At 54.5% G+C, this 15,998-nt stretch carries 17 protein-coding genes; 9 read left to right on the top strand and 8 right to left on the bottom strand.

Translation table 11 applies throughout. From position 1 onward, the window contains the following. Positions 1-95: 95 nt before the first annotated feature. The gene (locus tag BMX00_RS03640) at positions 96-1,790 is read right to left on the bottom strand and encodes a protein adenylyltransferase SelO (protein WP_090827224.1); all 1,695 of its coding nucleotides are present in this window, start codon (positions 1,788-1,790) and stop codon (positions 96-98) included. 307 nt (positions 1,791-2,097) lie between these two features. Here BMX00_RS03640 and BMX00_RS03635 point away from each other — a divergent pair, with 307 nt between their 5' ends. Continuing rightward, positions 2,098-2,763 (top strand): hypothetical protein, encoded by a 666-nt coding sequence (locus tag BMX00_RS03635; RefSeq protein ID WP_245727647.1) that lies wholly within the window; start codon positions 2,098-2,100, stop codon positions 2,761-2,763. Positions 2,764-2,971: 208 nt separating this feature from the next. Here BMX00_RS03635 and BMX00_RS03630 read toward each other — a convergent pair whose 3' ends face one another. Then, positions 2,972-5,347, bottom strand: a complete 2,376-nt coding sequence (locus BMX00_RS03630; protein ID WP_090827222.1) for a catalase — start codon at positions 5,345-5,347, stop codon at positions 2,972-2,974. A 324-nt stretch (positions 5,348-5,671) separates the two neighbouring features. Here BMX00_RS03630 and BMX00_RS03625 point away from each other — a divergent pair, with 324 nt between their 5' ends. Further along, positions 5,672-6,625 (top strand): NAD(P)/FAD-dependent oxidoreductase, encoded by a 954-nt coding sequence (locus tag BMX00_RS03625; RefSeq protein WP_090827220.1) that lies wholly within the window; start codon positions 5,672-5,674, stop codon positions 6,623-6,625. A gap of 185 nt (positions 6,626-6,810) precedes the next feature. Here BMX00_RS03625 and BMX00_RS03620 read toward each other — a convergent pair whose 3' ends face one another. Both BMX00_RS03620 and BMX00_RS03615 read right to left on the bottom strand, forming a co-directional pair. Then, positions 6,811-7,746, bottom strand: coding sequence for a pyridoxal-phosphate dependent enzyme (locus BMX00_RS03620; protein ID WP_090827217.1), 936 nt, complete (start codon positions 7,744-7,746; stop codon positions 6,811-6,813). Between the two features lie 238 nt (positions 7,747-7,984). Beyond that, the gene (locus tag BMX00_RS03615; RefSeq protein WP_245727645.1) at positions 7,985-8,383 is read right to left on the bottom strand and encodes a hypothetical protein; all 399 of its coding nucleotides are present in this window, start codon (positions 8,381-8,383) and stop codon (positions 7,985-7,987) included. Positions 8,384-8,732: 349 nt separating this feature from the next. Here BMX00_RS03615 and BMX00_RS14530 point away from each other — a divergent pair, with 349 nt between their 5' ends. Further along, on the top strand, positions 8,733-8,951 hold the full coding sequence (locus BMX00_RS14530; RefSeq protein WP_177171751.1) for a LysR family transcriptional regulator domain-containing protein: 219 nt from the start codon (positions 8,733-8,735) through the stop codon (positions 8,949-8,951). A 423-nt stretch (positions 8,952-9,374) separates the two neighbouring features. On the opposite strand, the gene BMX00_RS03605 is transcribed toward BMX00_RS14530, so the two are convergent. The 4 genes from BMX00_RS03605 to BMX00_RS03590 all read right to left on the bottom strand — a co-directional run bounded on the left by BMX00_RS03605 (position 9,375) and on the right by BMX00_RS03590 (position 11,814). After that, positions 9,375-9,821 carry a carboxypeptidase-like regulatory domain-containing protein gene (locus BMX00_RS03605; RefSeq protein WP_090827212.1) on the bottom strand — a complete coding sequence of 149 codons (447 nt, stop codon included), beginning with the start codon at positions 9,819-9,821 and terminating at the stop codon, positions 9,375-9,377. A 47-nt stretch (positions 9,822-9,868) separates the two neighbouring features. Continuing rightward, positions 9,869-10,282, bottom strand: a complete 414-nt coding sequence (locus BMX00_RS03600) for a hypothetical protein (RefSeq protein ID WP_090827210.1) — start codon at positions 10,280-10,282, stop codon at positions 9,869-9,871. A 411-nt stretch (positions 10,283-10,693) separates the two neighbouring features. Further along, positions 10,694-11,221 carry a DUF1269 domain-containing protein gene (locus tag BMX00_RS03595; RefSeq protein ID WP_090827208.1) on the bottom strand — a complete coding sequence of 176 codons (528 nt, stop codon included), beginning with the start codon at positions 11,219-11,221 and terminating at the stop codon, positions 10,694-10,696. Positions 11,222-11,592: 371 nt separating this feature from the next. Beyond that, on the bottom strand, positions 11,593-11,814 hold the full coding sequence (locus BMX00_RS03590; protein ID WP_090827206.1) for a hypothetical protein: 222 nt from the start codon (positions 11,812-11,814) through the stop codon (positions 11,593-11,595). A 255-nt stretch (positions 11,815-12,069) separates the two neighbouring features. On the opposite strand from BMX00_RS03590, the gene BMX00_RS03585 reads away from it, so the two are divergent. The 6 genes from BMX00_RS03585 (at position 12,070) to BMX00_RS03560 (ending at position 15,818) form a co-directional block, all read left to right on the top strand. Beyond that, the gene (locus tag BMX00_RS03585; protein WP_090827204.1) at positions 12,070-12,645 is read left to right on the top strand and encodes an HdeD family acid-resistance protein; all 576 of its coding nucleotides are present in this window, start codon (positions 12,070-12,072) and stop codon (positions 12,643-12,645) included. 215 nt (positions 12,646-12,860) lie between these two features. Continuing rightward, the gene (locus tag BMX00_RS03580) at positions 12,861-13,331 is read left to right on the top strand and encodes a PRC-barrel domain-containing protein (RefSeq protein ID WP_177171750.1); all 471 of its coding nucleotides are present in this window, start codon (positions 12,861-12,863) and stop codon (positions 13,329-13,331) included. 138 nt (positions 13,332-13,469) lie between these two features. Beyond that, positions 13,470-14,123, top strand: coding sequence for a BON domain-containing protein (locus tag BMX00_RS03575; RefSeq protein WP_090827200.1), 654 nt, complete (start codon positions 13,470-13,472; stop codon positions 14,121-14,123). Between the two features lie 122 nt (positions 14,124-14,245). Then, entirely contained in the window at positions 14,246-14,719 is a 474-nt protein-coding gene (locus tag BMX00_RS03570; RefSeq protein ID WP_090827198.1) for a redoxin domain-containing protein, read from the top strand. After that, positions 14,716-15,234: a DsbA family protein gene (locus BMX00_RS03565; protein ID WP_090827196.1), complete on the top strand. Its 519-nt coding sequence runs from the start codon at positions 14,716-14,718 to the stop codon at positions 15,232-15,234. The genes BMX00_RS03570 and BMX00_RS03565 overlap by 4 nt, the downstream gene beginning before the upstream one ends. A gap of 155 nt (positions 15,235-15,389) precedes the next feature. Next, positions 15,390-15,818: a PRC-barrel domain-containing protein gene (locus BMX00_RS03560; protein ID WP_090827194.1), complete on the top strand. Its 429-nt coding sequence runs from the start codon at positions 15,390-15,392 to the stop codon at positions 15,816-15,818. The last annotated feature ends 180 nt before the right edge of the window (positions 15,819-15,998 follow it).

Genomic DNA, 15,998 nt, shown 5'->3' with positions numbered 1-15,998 from the left:
AATCAAGCAGGTTGCGCCCGAAAACCGGCGAGTGTGTCATAAGCGGCCCGCAATACGGGAGTTCAGTTGCCCAGCCACGGCTATAACGATCCAGCTCACGAACTGCATGACAATGCCGAGCATCCGGGCTTGTTACGCGCCCACTCCGGGCGCCTGCCCGCAAGTTCCTCATGCTCCGGTTGCTCGTCATAAGGACGCTGCAACACCTCCATGAGGCGGTTAATGACAGACGCGTCGCCCTGCTCCAGCGCCTCGATCGCCTGCTGCGCCATATAGTTGCGCAGCACATACTTGGGGTTTGCGCGCCTCATCCGCTGATAACGGAGTTCCGCGGGTTGTGCGTCCAGGCGCACCCGCGCGAGATAACGGCGCAGCCAGCCTGCCAGGCGGGCAAGCTGCTCCGGGGAAAATGCCTGCTGTTCATCATAAAACGCGGGGCGGAACAGCCCGGCCAAAGCGCTGTCCTCCCTGTCCCCCAAGTGATACGCGTCTCTCATCGCATTGCCGGCCCCATCGTTCACTGAGATATCTACAGGAATTTTCATCAGGCAACGGAAGAACAGGGTCATGTCTGTCTCGACCTGTTGCAGCAGCTCGAACAGATCGTTTACCAGCACATCGTCATCCGCGTGCCCGAGCGAACTCAAACCGAGCTTGTCTGCCAGCATGCTTCGCCATGTGTTGTTAAACGTTTCGCCAAAAACCGCCAGCCCCTGCTCCAACGCAGCATCATCCTCGATCAGCGGAGCCAGCGCGGCGGCAAGCCGGGTCAGATTCCAGTGAGCGATCCGCGGTTGGTTGCCGAAGGCGTATCGTCGCCCGTGGGCGTCCGTCGTATTGGGCGTCCAGCTGAAATCGAAGCCCTCCAGCCAGCCATAGGGGCCATAATCGATCGTCAATCCCAATATCGACATATTGTCGGTATTCATCACCCCATGTACGAAACCGACCCGCATCCAGTGTGCGATAAGTACCCCGGTACGGCGGCAGATTTCTTCGAACCATCGTGCATAAAGGGCCGGCGAGGGATCCGGTGGCGAGGTCAATTCGGGAAAATATTCGGCTATAATGTAATCAGTCAGGGTCTTGAGCACATCCGGCTCATTCTGCGCGGCAAGTATTTCAAAATTGCCGAAGCGTACAAACGATGGAGACACCCGGCATACGATGGCGCCGCTTTCCGCCTGCGGATGACCATCATAAAACATGTCTCTCACCACGCGTTCACCGGTCGCGACCAGACTCAATGCCCGGGTTGTGGGTACGCCCAGATAATGCATGGCCTCGCTGCACAGGAATTCGCGCACGGACGAGCGCAGCACGGCACGGCCGTCCGCAGTGCGGGAATAAGGCGTTTTTCCCGCTCCCTTGAGCTGCAGCTCCCGCCTCACGCCATCTGGGCCGAGCATCTCGCCTAAAGTAATGGCGCGGCCATCGCCGAGCTGGCCCGCCCAGTGGCCGAACTGGTGGCCACCGTATCGCGCCGCATAAGGCTGCATTCCGGAGAGGATGCGATTGCCCCCCAGCACCTCGGCTGCAAAACCAATTGGCGAGTCTGGTCGCGCGATCCCGAGCATTTCGCCCACTGGATCGGCCCATGCCAGCAGCCGTGGTGCATGTACCGGCGTCGGGTTAACGAGCGTATAGCAGGCATTGCGTACCGCACGCGGTACATTGTCAGTCATTGGATCGGCCGGCAGCTGCCGCACGAAACAGTTCTCGAAATGCACCTCGGATAAATCGAGGAGCCCGGAGGCAGGAGCGTTATACTTTAGGTTGGTCCAGCTCATCTATCTGTAGGTAGAGTAAGACAAGGTGTCCTCTATTGTCGCAGGTTATCAGGCGACCAGGGCGGCTAATAGACCAGGGCGGCTGATCGCTTGGGCCGGGATTTCAGACCTTCAACGTGGCGTTCAGGCATGGCATTCCGGCATATCAGTCATGGATAACGGCTGAAGGATAAAGTTCACAAAGGTTCACAACGGGTAATTGATGAGGAACGATCATATTTATTGCAACGCAGCGCCGGTTCATCAGTCAGAATGAGTGGTGGGAACGAGATCTATCGCGGAATTGAATGCAATATTGGGGTGGAAGATGACAACTATGCCTAAAAACCTGACCTTGATTGTGGTTTCAATGCTATTCGCAGCAGGTTGCTCAACCATGCATAGTGCGACCCAATCTCAAAGAGCAGCTATCGAGCAACTTCTTATTAGCGAAGCGGTGCTTCGAAGTCTTCCGCAGGACTCGGACGGCATCCTTTCGATTCCCCAGGGCGCGCGCGTGGTAATCGATACGTCGGGAATAAGTGCGGACCAGATTCTGCTACAAAGGACTTTAGGAGGATGGTTGGGGCAGCAAGGATATGCTGTTCAGAAAAATGAGGATAAAGCAGATTATCGGGTCAGCGTAATAGTGGGCGCCTTGGGCACCGAATTAGGCAACAGTTTTTTCGGCATGCCGCCTGTCACCAGTCAGCTTATCCCCTTTTCGCTGCCGGAGCTGGCGCTCTACAAAGCCCAATATCAAACAGGCTACGTCAAATTCCACATGGATATTTTTGAATTGCCGGGAGGTACGTTCGTCCAATCGACCCCCCCCTTTCTGGCCGAGACCCATTTCAACAATCACACGGTTTTGCTTTTCTTTACCATTAACTCGACAGATCTCGAATCGGCACCTCGGCTCGGCTCCGTTCGAAGTTCTGCTGGCAAGCGTAGCCAACAAAAGAATGGGCAGAAGTACGATTTGGGCTGGTAGTGCGATATTGGTAGTGTGACAGTAGAGTGATCCCTGTAGTGCGATCCGGGTAGGAGGATCACTGGTTCCGCAAATGGCGGAGAAGTCGAAAAGTCGGGCACCCACGCCCGCTATTGCTTGTCGCGCTCGTCACGATCATGGTGAACCGCTTCCTCGCTGGGCGCCGCATTTTCGGCACATGCGGCGCCACGGAGGCTCATCATGGGATCTAAGGACGAGGCGGCTCGATTTCCCTTTCAAAATGGCGATGCGCAGCGATTGCTTCAATGAACTGGGGCAGAATGTCCGCATCGTTCACATTCTCGAAATAAAGCACTCCCGGGTCGAGTTCCCCCGAGGGTAGCGTCAATTTCACGTCCGCGCTCTCGATCAGGCTTATCCCGCCATCCAGAACCAGAATGGGCTTGCAGTGGCGATACTGGTCCCTGATGAATTCGATTGCTTCTCCCGAATGAACCAGGGCCGTGCTTTCCTGATGGCCGCCGGGCACCGCCACAGCATCAAAAAGGACCGATGGCATAGTCTCAAAGGTTATGTCAGCTTCAATTTCATCGCCATCCGCGCTTCGCACGGTACCCAACCGCGCGCCCACGAAACGCGGGACAGCCTGTTCTCGGGAGAGCCCTGCGTGCAGCGCAGCGGCGGCCTTGCCGCTTACACCGTCAGCGACCAGGATAGCTATCCTGCGCATGCGAATACTGCCATCGCCGGGCCGTGAAAACAGCGAAAGCGCGGGCGACGACGCGACCTCCGGAACCGGCGGGTCTTGCATCGCTCTCGGTTGAGCCGGCGGTAACGCCATGCCAAGCCCTTCCGCGATGCTTGCCGCAAGTTCCTGCGCGACGTTGGCAAGCATGGCCAATGTGCGTTCCCGTATGGCCGGTGTCTGCACCCGGGTCAACTCGAAACGGAAGGCGCGGATAATATGTTCCTGCTCGACCGCGGTCTGGCTGTTCCAGAACAACGTGGCCTGCGTATAGTGATCCGCGAACCGCTCCGGCTTTCCCCGCACTTTATCCCCGGCCACGGGTTCGCGGAATGACGTGAAACCGGCTGCGCCGGCCTGGAAGGGACAACCTCCTCCGAGCGAATTGGGCTCATAGGCGACCCGGCCCCTATTGATAGCCTGACGATGCATTCCATCGCGCTGGTTGTTGTGAACCTGGGCAACGGGTGAATTGATGGGTATTTCATGAAAATTGGGTCCACCCAGCCGCGATATCTGCGTATCGACGTATGAATGAATGCGGCCGGCCAGCAGCGGATCACTGCTGAAATCCAGTCCGGGCACGATGTGCGCCGCGCAAAAAGCCACCTGCTCCGTTTCCGCAAAGAAGTTATCCGGGTTACGGTTGAGAACCAGTTTTCCTACCGGTTTAACGGATACCAGCTCTTCCGGAATGATCTTGGTGGCGTCGAGCACATCGAAACTGAATTCCTCGGCTTGTGCTTCAGTAAATATTTGCATCCCCAGTTCATATTCGGGGAAGGCCCCGCACTCGATGGCTTCCCATAAATCGCGGCGGTGGAAATCGGCATCGGCCCCCGCGATCTTGACCGCCTCGTCCCACTCGAGCGAGTGGGTCCCCGCAAGGGGCCGCCAATGGAACTTTACAAATCGCGATTCGCCATCGGCTGTTACCAGGCGAAAAGTGTGAACGCCAAAACCTTGCATCATACGAAAACTGCGAGGAATGGCGCGATCCGACATCACCCACATCAGCATGTGCACGGATTCGGGCATGAGCGAGACAAAATCCCAAAACGTATCGTGGGCGGTGGAAGCCTGCGGCATGGCAAAGTGCGGTTCGGGCTTGGCCGCATGAACCAGATCGGGGAATTTCATTGCATCCTGGATAAAAAATACCGGAATATTGTTCCCTACCAGATCCCAGTTACCTTCGTCGGTATAGAACTTCACCGCGAAACCGCGGGCATCACGCGCGGTATCGGCGGACCCGCGCTCCCCGAATACCGTCGAGAAGCGCACGAAGACCGGCGTTCGCTTTCCCGCAGCCGAGAACAGGGAAGCCCGGGTATAGTGCTGCAGTGGCTCATAACATTCAAAATATCCGTGCGCGGCTGAACCCCGGGCATGCACGATGCGCTCGGGTATGCGCTCATGATCGAAATGAGTGATCTTCTCCCGGAGGATGAAATCTTCCAGCAGCGCCGGCCCGCGATAACCGGCCTTCAAGGAATTTTGGTTATCGGCAACCGGTACACCCTGATTGGTCGTTAATGTTCTATCGCTCGAGTCGACCCGCACCCGGTCAAGCGGCTCGTTGCCGGGATTGAAGCCGGGCCGGGTATTTCCGATGCCCACTTTATGCGAACTCATGGTTTCGGTTAAGGTACTGCCGGTAGCGGAAGGATTGGGAGGCTCCACTGTCTGCCCTTTCTCAGGCAGACCAGAGACCTCTCCATACTCAAGCGCCTTGTTTGCGTTATACGCCATGGCTGCGGCAAGGTCCTGTGCCGCGGCAAGCTTGGCCGTAAAATCATTCGCCGGTTCACCTTCCGGACGGGAAGGCCCCCCGATGGTGGATCGATTGTCGGTTTTACCGCCTGTTTTTGATTTCATGTTGGGAGGCTCCTAAGGAATCGGGGAAGGGGGAATTGAGATATGGTTTTGTTAGCGCGTAAGTTTATGTGGGTCTCTCGACTCTATCCGTGCGACATCAAACATACACGCTGCAACAGGAGCTTTATTGTGCAAACTCAGGTAGGCACTGAGGTAGGGACTGAGCAGCCATTTAAACGGCAGCTACCGCACTGTGCCGCCTGCACTCTGTCGTTTGCACTCTGTCACTCTGTTCGGAACTTGAGACAGAACGCCCTACACTATCTTAAGAATCCATAAGCCAGCAGCCATCCGGTTAAAGTCCGGGTTGATCGCCAGCCCCCTATGACAGGCAAGAAAACCCAGCCGCTGAAATCCACCGATTGCCTCATTATCGGTGCCGGGCCCGCCGGGCTGACAGCGGCAATCTATCTCGCACGCTTCCGCCGAAGCATTGCGATTGTGGACAGCGGCTTTAGCCGCGCCTCGCTTATTCCTGCCAGCCATAATTGCCCCGGTTTTCCGGAGGGCGTATCGGGGGAGGAATTGCTGCGTCTTTTGCGCGTTCAGGGCACGCATTTCGGGGTTGAAGTGAAGACAGGCGAGGTTACCGAGTTGAAGAAAATCGAACAGAGATTCGAGGCAACCCTTGACCGTCGTCCCGGCAACGGCGACGGGTCCCCTGCGACCCTGCGCGCCACGACAATTTTACTGGCGACAGGCACCGTCGACAGTATCCGCAATATTCCCGACTGGACCATGGGCGTGAAACGCGGCCTGATCCGCTTATGTCCCATTTGCGATGCGTATGAGGCAAAGGATCAAGACATGGCAGTGCTATCCTCCTCCGCAAGGAGAGGGGTAAACCATGCGCTATTTTTGCGGATCTATACCCGCACCCTGACTTTGATCCTCTCTGAAACCACATTGGCGGCAGTTGATCAGAGACGGTTGCGAAGGGCGAAAATTGATGTGGTTGAGGATACGCCGCGTGAAATTAGCATTACTGGGCGGGCGAGGCCCACCATCGTGCTTTCGAATGGGAGAGAACTGCAATTCGATGTCATCTATCCCATGCTGGGCGAAAGTCCCAGATCCGGGTTGGCTACTCAACTGGGTGCTCGATGCAACAGGGACGGGAAACTGATCGTGGACCGATATCAGCGCACGACCGTTCCCGGCTTATACGCGGCAGGGGATGTGGTTGACCAATTGAATCAGATCAGCGTGGCGATGGGCCATTCCGCGATTGCCGCCACGGACATTCACAACCGGCTGGACAGATTACCTAAACGCTAGCCCCTTGCGCGCGGGCGATCTATTTAGCATTGGGCGTGCTGCCGGACGGCACACGCGATATCATGGGTCTGTGGATAGAGAACAATTGATAAAATACTTATCAACTGTAAAACAGCAAAATAAATTAATTGTTTTTACAAACGTTTTCTCCCTTGTCCTCCTTGGGAATGAGGCACACTGAATACTTAACATTTTGCTACGTCACATTCCAGACGTGCCAACTCAACTAAGTCATCAGCGGTAGAACCAACGCCGCCGCATACGATAACTAATACCGTTTTATACCCTGATAACGCTCCAACTTTTTCGTACACCGCAGCGAGCGCAACGCCGCAAGCAGGCTCAACGACAATTCCATGATCTTGCAAAAACTGCAAAGAAGCAGAAACGGCCAACTTGTCCGGCAACACAACGCTTTCGATACGGTGATTTTTGGAGTACGCCAATGCTTGTTCACAAACTATGCGCGCTCCTAGCGTCGTCGCAATACTCGATATGTTTGCAAGCTCGATAAGGAATCCTGCATTTAAGGATTTCCCATAGGAATCTGCACCTTCAGTTTCAACAGCGATGACAGGCACATCGGAACCTCCATTCCGCTTCAATCCTTCTATAACACCGCAAAGGAGGCCGCCACCGCCGACTGACAGAACGATTGCATCAGGCTTTAAACCAGCACGGAATATTTCATCAATTAGACTGGCATGACCTCTCCAAATCAGCGGATCATCGAAAGGATGTATATATGCATCGGTAGGTTGCATGAGTGACAGCGCAAATCGGTGTGCTTCGTCCAAAGACTTCCCATGGACTATAACTTCCGCATTCTCTAAACACATCAAATTTACCGCCCGCTTTGAAGCTGTCTCCGGCACGATGACGATTACAGGAACCGAAAGGCGCCGCCCAGCAAAGGCGACCGCCAGTCCCGCATTTCCGCCCGATGACGCAATAAAGCGTTTTGCTCCTCGTTTTAAATATTCTTCGCAAGCATAGCCTATTCCTCGGGTTTTGAAAGAGCCGGATGGTTGCGCGGACTCCATTTTCAGCCAAATGGATTGACCCACTTTACGGCTAATCGAGCGGGATTCAATTAGTGGTGTTTCAATATATAGTGGCATTCAAAAGAAATATAATTGACGAATACCGCAGGGAACTGCGCAAAAACCTGGAATCGGCCGCTCATTGATTCATTCCAAGCACTATTTAAATTTTGCTGAAACAGGGGGCCCGTGTTAATGAGGAAGATGAAATTGGCAAGACGGCTCTGAACTACGCACCGGGAAACCCGGAAGGGGAAAGCAAAGCTGACACCAGTTCCAGCCAGGGTCACCGCTTAGCTCCTTGGGGCAATCCAAATCAATGTGACGCCCTCGAAGCAATATAATCGCGTTTCGCAAGTTGCGACACCATCCTGTGGTGAAAAGCAGATTCGGTGGCTTTCTCGGCCGCCAGCTTGTATCTTTGCACTAGGGCGATGGCATGCGCTTGTGAATCCTGCCCCTGTCTCCCGTAGAGGTAGCTTTTGTCCTCGTAATACTGGAGCCGTTTCTCGTGTTCCGCTGCTATTTCCAGCAGTTTCCTGGCCCGGTTTTCATACCGCCTGGCGAGGCCGTCGTGGTCGACAAAAGACCTGATATTTTGTACGGACACACTCGCGTCATCCTTCTTTGCTTCGATTGCACCGTTCTCCGAGCAGGCTGCTAGTAGGCCCAGCATGGATATAGCCGCTACAAACTTCATTATTTCTTTTTCCATGATAGGTAGACTCCAATGAAATGGATGAAGGGATAGCCGCTCCATCCTAATGCGGTCCGTGACATTGGAACATTAGGGAAACACTGGTTTTATACTCGGTGGAACCCTGATGCACATGCATGAAGAAGCTTCATAATTGTACTCAGTATTACTATAAATAAAAGTCACGTGTTTTGATTGTTATCATAATATTCTGTTTATATATTACGGACCTTAAGTCCTAACTGCAGTTTTCCCCCCGAATACGCCAAAAAATGGGAGGAGCACCTGGGCAATCCCGGTGGGCCAATGTTTGGTGGCTAGCCCCGCCCTTGTACAGCGGCTCGGCTTTCCCGCTGTACCAGCGACTTTGAGCAATTGGCCGAGCCTGGGCCTGGGGACCTCACAACAAATCCATAGCTGGGTGCAGCATGGGCCGGATGGCGCACAAGCAACACTTCATCATACGCCACGCTTCGTGACGACGGATATGATTGCGCTAAGAAATGCTGCTGTGGCCGGTGTTGGCGTGGTGCAACTGCCCAGTGGTCATGGCACGAGACCAGCTGACGGCTGGTTTATTGGTTAGGCTGGTACCCGACTGGGCCGCGCAGGGAAATCATTCATGCAGTGTTTCCGTCCCGACGCGGTCTTCTGCCATCTGTGCGCGCGTTAATTGATTTTCTCGCACAGCGTTTCGAGATGCTGCATGACGACTAGGCTAAGTTAAGAGCACTATCGAACTCTACTCGACAGCGGATTGCAAAATAGCGGAAGACTGGACATACAAGCGCACCCTGCGAGAACAGGGAATCGCGAACTGCGCCATCTTTGACACGAAGCGCTACAGGACAAGACGCCGGGGATCGCCGCCGATGACGTGGTCGACCGCCTTGAACGCAAACTCATTTAACATCAATGAGGAGGCGACGCTTATAAACGGGCTTGGGCCGCCTTCACTCGAACTCGATGCGATCTGCTATCGGGCCCGGTTCGGTCGGCGCTCATCTCATCACTGGGGAGCGGCGGGCCACATCAATGAGATTCTCTTGCTGCGTCCTTTCTGGAGCGTGATATCCCGGTGAAGGGTTTTGGAACCATAAACGGCGTCAAGGGAATATTTGGCGGGGGGGAGCTTCACCAGGACGTACGGCCCTTCGGCATTCGTGTCCAGAACAATATTGCCCGATTTATCCTTGATCGTTATCTGAACATCACTGATGTACTCGGCTCGAGGAGCCGCCGCCTGCGACAATTCAATCGTTAATGGCCATGAGCTTGCTGCCCGCGATATCGCCTCCGCCTCGTCTTGTCCGATTCCGCCGGTAAGAAACTCAGTCTGACCTTGTGTTTGCACTGGCGGAAGCGATGAGCTTTTATCCTGAGCAAGAACTAAAGTAGGGAAAACACTCGCCAGGATGATCGATAGTCGAACAAGGAATGTAAGAGCAGTTTTCATGTCAGAATCACCTCCAGTAAAGATGGGTTGATTTTACCCAAGAGCCGTCACTTCTTCTTTTTGTCCCCATTTTTATCGTCTCGTTTGCTGGCGCTTTTGCCATTATTTGAGGAAGCATCCGATGCGATGATATCCGACGGGATGCCGCGCCGATCCGTATCCTTGAGCCCATGCTCGGTATCTTCCCTGGCTTGCTCAATGACGTCTTGGGATTGCTTATTCGAAGTACCCAGACTGGTGCCCGTGGGCCGGGTTGTCTGATCCCGCTCGTGGGGCAATAACGGTTGTTCCTCTGTTTGATGCGGTGCCTGCGGGTTCGGATTGGGTAAGTCCACCCGCGGTGTCCGTATACCGGTTTCCCCTTGAATCTCCTCTTGAGACTCCTTTTGAAGCTCCTTTGGATGTTCCTTTTGAGGCGGGATGACGTTACCGCTGTTTCCCTTTCTGTTCCGATCGCTCATGTGCTCAACTCAACCTTTGAGGATGTTCTGACTATCTCACCTGCCCGCTGCGCACCGCCAAACATAGGGTAGCAAAAATTAGTAGCAAGGCTCATGCAGATCGGAAGAGGCAGCCCGGTTGCCTGGACAGGAATTGCAGTTAATAGTTGCGTCGATAAGTGCGCGTTGCGGATATAGGATTATTCACGGCGCCGCTCGCTCCTCACCCATGTTGCTGTTCACTTCCGCATATTTAATCCATTTCCCAGCCGTTTAAATGGAAAAGAAAGAGGAAGCAAAGGGAAGCAAAGAGGAAGAAAAAGGGAAGCGGTGTATGTGTATAGGCGGATTATCGGGTTACGCCCGCTAACCCGACAATCATTTCATACCTCTTGAGCGACCCGCAGCTTCGTGGTTACAAATCTGGCGATATTATGCCGGGCCTGCCGCCCTCTGGCTTTCCAGTGCTTCCTGAAGCTTTCTCTCTTGCTCAGGTGATAGGGAGGTCCGCAGCACCTTGGCTTTAATGCCGGAGAGTTCAGCCAGAACCTTTTCCGGTTGTACCTTGCGCACCAGAATGAAAAGCGCCGATGAGTTGACCGGAAGCGTTTCGGCTATTGACTTGATAAAATCATCGTTGATACCGTAATCGACGAGAGAGCCAGTCAGCGCTCCCGCCCCGGCGCCGACTGCACCACCGAGTAAAAAGCCGGCAGCTGGATTCATGAATAGCAGTCCGACTAAAGTGCCCCATAAACCGCCGCTAAGAAAACCGGAAGTTGCTCCCGCTGCGACAGTATTAATGCTTTGCTTGAGGTGAACCTTGCCTTCCTTGTCGCGGACGGCAACGACAGCATCCTCAATATCTATCAGATATTCCTTTTTTAACTCGCTGAGTTTCAGCAAAACCCGATCGGCTTCTTCAGTATTGTCGAAGCCCAGTACGATTAATTCAGCCACGTGTTCCTCCTATCAAAGAATTATGAGTTCACAGGCATGCATCACAATGAATAAATATATATTCAACCCCATCCAAGGAAAAAAGTGGATAGTCTCATGGCCCGCACCCGGCTTCCGTTCGGTGTCATACATAACATACGTAAGAAATGAGTTGAATTGAATTCGCGCCAAACTTGAGGTGAGGCGGGGAATAATGTCGTGTAAGAGTCGTGGAACAGCAGAACCTGATGTAAGGCTATACAGGGCGTTGCCTCTGTGCAGGGCAAGAGCTTGCGCGCAGGGTGCCCGGTCTATCGACCTACGGCGCATGTTCCAGCACGGATGGCTGTCCATAATACCATCCAGAGTAAAACGCATCCGGTGTGCTACCGTCAAGCGCACTGTATGGACCTGGCGGCATTGTAAACCAGATCGGTCTGATCTCGCCGCGCGCGGCACGTCCTGGCTCGTAGGCGCATATTTAACTCCTCATACTGATCGATCTCCAGGCCTGCTACCCAATCTCCGCCCTTCAAATCCGGCTCGTTCCAGCAATTGCCGTCTCGATGCACTATTTTGATCAGCGTTTTATCGCCGCGCAGCGCTATATGCAAGTTTGATGTGACTCCCTGACTGTGGCTTTGTTCTCTTCGTCAGGCTTTGCTTTTGTCTCCGCCTTGTAGCCTGGATTATGAGTAAAGCCGTCACCATCCGACGTGCAGCGACCCATTTACGGGACCACTTTAGGAAGAGCGATGCGGCGTGACCGGTCGTTTTTGAAACATCCACTACGTTCGTTTCCGTACAGAAAGTAGGGTTATCACTCCCTAACCTGCTCCCTTGCACTACCAAAACTGAGAGGTGACATCATGAATGAACTACTCTTGAAATCCTGGAAAGTATTGGCCTTGCGTGGCGCAGTCTCGCTGTTGTTCGGTGTCCTGGCGGCATTGTGGCCAGGTCTTACGCTCATGTGGTTGATCGTCATGTTTGCCGCATACGCGCTGATCTGGGGTGCGGTATCCATGTCGGCTGCTGTGCGAAATCGGAAAAGCAATGATGACTGGTGGATGTTGCTCGTGTTGGGACTTATAGGGCTTGCGGCTGGCGCAACCACGATCCTTTATCCGGGATTGACGGCGCTGATGCTGGTGCTCTTGATGGGTGCAACGGCATTGGCAAGTGGCATTGTCGATATTGCCATGGCAATCCGCTTGCGCAAAGTCATTCAGGGCGAGGGGTTTCTGATTCTGAACGGCATCGTCTCCATCCTGTTTGGCGTATTTGTTTTCTTCTTTCCCGGTGCGGGAGCGCTGGCCATGGTATGGCTGATCAGCATGTATGCGATCGTCACGGGAATGCTGCTTCTTGCGCTGGCCTGGCGCGTGCGCAGCTGGACAAGCGAACACGGGACACCCCCGGAGAGTCTCCCGGCTCACGGTTAACATTGGCGAACGCCGACCGCGAGCCGACCGAGAGCCACGAGACACAAGATATTTAGGAATGTAGGGAAAGAGATGGGGATGACAAGCGCATGAAAAAGGACTTGGGAGGAGCCTGATTCGGCATAAGGTCATGTGCCGGCAGGCGCCAGCCACACAGGAGGCGCCGCCAGCTATGCGGTTGCATGGTAGGGAAGGAACTTCAACAGGAGTTAATCATGAACTTGAAACTCGTCAAAATAACCGTCGTATTCGCTGTTTGCAGCGTTGCACTGATAGGAGGCGCCATCGCACAGGAGCCCAGGGAGAAGACTACGGAGAAGGCGCCGGAGTCCAAATCGGAAAAAAAAGCCGTCATACCCCCGGCAGTAGCGGGCAGGATGGTCCTTGGGGTCGACGTGGTCGAGGCCGACCTCATTGCCATCGGTTCGCGTGTCTCCAAGCTTATGGGCGCCCCGGTATACAACGACAGCGAAGAGAAAATCGGCAAGATCGAGGACGTGATTACCACACCCAAGGGAGATTTATCGGTGGCAATTGTCGAGGTAGGGGGCTTCCTTGGGGGGGTGGGTAAACATCGGGTTGCCATCCCGGTGAGCCAGTTCCGTCCGCTCGCCCCTGAGGCGGTCCTGCCCGGCGCCAGCAAGACTGCGTTGAAAAATATGCCTGAATTTGAATACGTTCGTTGACGACCCCGTTATGACCACCCTTTATGACGACCCCGTTATTTTTGCCACATCCCCGGTTTGGGCAGATGAAACGCGATTGTATGCTCCATGAAAATCTGAAATGAAACACCGTTTCATGAAAATATTTTAGGAGGCAACATGAGATCTGATAGTGACATCAAACACGACGTGGAACTGGAACTCAGGTTGGATCACGACATCGACCCGACTGATATCGCCGTGGCGGTAAAAAACGGCATAGTCACCCTGACCGGCTACGTAAAAGCCTACGTTGACAAATCTCTTGCGGAAATCGACGCCAAACGCGTTGCTGGCGTGCGCGGAGTGGCAAACGATATTGAGGTGCGGTTGCCCAGCAGCAGCAAGAGACCAGACCCTGAAATCGCGCGGGACGCTATTACGGCGATTCAGCTAGACGTGCCCGGTTCTGCGGAACGCATCAAGGTAATTGTCAGAGACGGATGGGTCACGCTGGAAGGCAATGTCGAGTGGGACTCAGAGCGAAAAAGCGCTGAACGGGCGGTACAGCGGCTGAGGGGAGTTACAGGCGTCACTAATCTGATCGGTCTGCTGCCGAAGGCTCAGCCGACCGACATCAAGCAGAAGATCGAAGATGCCTTCAAGCGGAACGCGGAAGTTGATGCGAAGAACATCATAGTCGTTACAGATGGAAGTGAGGTCACCCTGCGGGGCACCGTTCGTTCCTGGGCGGAACGCCAGGAAGCGGAAAGAGTTGCATGGTTGGCCCCGGGCGTAACAAAAGTGGTAAATAAAATCACGATAAGTCCATAGCTCAGCGACCCGCTGCCGGCAAAGCATGCATGCACGTACTGGTATCGACATGAGTGGACGCTGGTCTCTCGTTTCCTCGCTTGTCTCCATTCGACCTGAATATTATTGGAGGGCAGAACCTTATGGATGCACTCAAGGCGGGCACATCCGCCCCCGAATTCTCATTACCGAGCACCCCCGACCAGCGCGTCGCGCTCTCCGAGTTACGCGGACGGCCCGTTGTACTGATCTTCTACCCGGCCGATTGGAGCCCCGTGTGCGGCGACGAACTCGCGCTGTTCAACGAGCTTCGCGATGAGTTCGCCAAATTCGACGCCTCGCTGCTGGGAATTTCCGTGGACGGAGCGTGGTGCCATACCGCCTTTGCCAAAGATCGGGGCTACCATATGACGCTGCTAGCCGATTTTGAACCCAAGGGCGAAGTGGCGCGCCAGTATGGGGTCTACAGAAGCAAGGAAGGCGTATGCGAGCGTGCTCTGTTCGTCATCAAACCCGATGGTGTGATCCATTGGAGCCATGTGTCGCCGATTGGCGTTAACCCAGGCGTGGACGGCGTTTTGCACGCTTTGGAATCACTTCCGCGGAGCGCATCATGAGCCTGACTATCCCTGTGGGTGCGGATGATCACATACAAGGCCCTGAGACCGCGCCGATTACCTTGGTCGAGTATGGCGATTACCAATGCCCATACTGCGCAAATGCGTATGTGATCGTCAAGCGGGTCCAGCATCAGCTTGGCCCCCTCCTCCGCTTCGTATTCCGAAATTTTCCGCTCAGCCAGGTTCATCCGCAGGCGGAACTCGCTGCCGAAGCGGCTGAAGCCGCTGGCGCGCAAAGCATGTTTTGGGAAATGCATGACGCGCTTTATGAAAATCAACCAGCGCTGAGTCCAGCATTGATAGGAGCTCTTGCGCAGGGACTTCAGCTCGATATGGAGCGTTTCGAAAAGGACTTGGCGTCCCGGCGATTCCGCGAGCACGTTAAACGCGACTTCATGGGCGGCGTACGCAGTGGCGTGGCGGGGACCCCAACGTTTTTCATCAATGGAGAGCGTTATGAAGGCAGCTGGGACGAACCTTCCCTCGTGAATGCGCTAAAGGCGACAGCATAGGCATTATGAATTCGCGGCCGCCTGGTGCGATGAAACGTGCGATGAGGCACTCATGCAACCTGGGGGCTGCGAGGAGGTGGCGCGGTTAGCCTATGCTGGCGCGCTATGGTAGTAAGTGAACGTAGTAGAAAGTGAACTTCAATAGGAGCTATATCATGAATATGCAACTCGGAAGAAACATCGTCATCGCCGCGCTTTGCAGCATGGCATTGAGTAGTTCTGCCTTCGCCGCCGAAGAAAAAAAGGAAACTGTCGTACCACCGGTACCCGCGGGTAAGGTTATGCTGGGTGTCACGGTAGTTGAGACCGAGCTCATCGCCACCGGCTGGCGAGCGTCAAAGCTGATTGGTGCCGACGTCTATAATGAGTCCAGCGATAAGATCGGAAAAATCGAGGACTTGATCCTGGCGCCGGACGGAACCCTATCCGTGGCTATCGTGGACGTTGGAGGCTTCCTTGGGGTGGGTAAACACCGGGTCGCAATACCCGTGCGCCAATTCACCCAGATCGCACCCAAGGCAATACTTCCCGGTGCTACCAAAGGAGCGCTCAAAAAATTGCCCACCTTCGTTTATGCACAGTAGCTGGTCACAGTATAGGAAGTTATAGAAGTATGAGAGCAGTCAAGTAGATTCACCACGTGGCTGCTCTCGCCCATGACGGCCGTCTGCCCGGTGAATACCGTCGCCGCGCAATGAGCTGCCGCAATAAAATGCCGTGAGGCTCCGGGTTGGCGCTTTCGCCCCGCCGATGCCGATATAAGC

Origin of the sequence: Nitrosovibrio tenuis, from assembly GCF_900109785.1 — a bacterium.
In the GTDB taxonomy this organism is placed as follows: Bacteria; Pseudomonadota; Gammaproteobacteria; order Burkholderiales; family Nitrosomonadaceae; genus Nitrosospira; species Nitrosospira tenuis_A.
Note: the sequence above shows the minus strand (reverse complement) of the source record. Positions and strands in the feature narration are given on the sequence as shown.

Excerpts from the sequence above, each read along its gene's own strand:
- BMX00_RS03580 (WP_177171750.1), top strand. The coding sequence starts at position 12,861 with ATGAACTTGAAACTCGTCAAAATAACCGTCGTATTCGCTGTTTGCAGC.
- BMX00_RS03640 (WP_090827224.1), bottom strand. The coding sequence starts at position 1,790 with ATGAGCTGGACCAACCTAAAGTATAACGCTCCTGCCTCCGGGCTCCTC.
- BMX00_RS03575 (WP_090827200.1), top strand. The coding sequence starts at position 13,470 with ATGAGATCTGATAGTGACATCAAACACGACGTGGAACTGGAACTCAGG.
- BMX00_RS03625 (WP_090827220.1), top strand. The coding sequence starts at position 5,672 with ATGACAGGCAAGAAAACCCAGCCGCTGAAATCCACCGATTGCCTCATT.
- BMX00_RS03635 (WP_245727647.1), top strand. The coding sequence starts at position 2,098 with ATGACAACTATGCCTAAAAACCTGACCTTGATTGTGGTTTCAATGCTA.
- BMX00_RS03605 (WP_090827212.1), bottom strand. The coding sequence starts at position 9,821 with ATGAAAACTGCTCTTACATTCCTTGTTCGACTATCGATCATCCTGGCG.
- BMX00_RS03620 (WP_090827217.1), bottom strand. The coding sequence starts at position 7,746 with ATGCCACTATATATTGAAACACCACTAATTGAATCCCGCTCGATTAGC.
- BMX00_RS03600 (WP_090827210.1), bottom strand. The coding sequence starts at position 10,282 with ATGAGCGATCGGAACAGAAAGGGAAACAGCGGTAACGTCATCCCGCCT.
- BMX00_RS03565 (WP_090827196.1), top strand. The coding sequence starts at position 14,716 with ATGAGCCTGACTATCCCTGTGGGTGCGGATGATCACATACAAGGCCCT.
- BMX00_RS03585 (WP_090827204.1), top strand. The coding sequence starts at position 12,070 with ATGAATGAACTACTCTTGAAATCCTGGAAAGTATTGGCCTTGCGTGGC.
- BMX00_RS03630 (WP_090827222.1), bottom strand. The coding sequence starts at position 5,347 with ATGAAATCAAAAACAGGCGGTAAAACCGACAATCGATCCACCATCGGG.
- BMX00_RS03570 (WP_090827198.1), top strand. The coding sequence starts at position 14,246 with ATGGATGCACTCAAGGCGGGCACATCCGCCCCCGAATTCTCATTACCG.
- BMX00_RS03560 (WP_090827194.1), top strand. The coding sequence starts at position 15,390 with ATGAATATGCAACTCGGAAGAAACATCGTCATCGCCGCGCTTTGCAGC.
- BMX00_RS03615 (WP_245727645.1), bottom strand. The coding sequence starts at position 8,383 with ATGGAAAAAGAAATAATGAAGTTTGTAGCGGCTATATCCATGCTGGGC.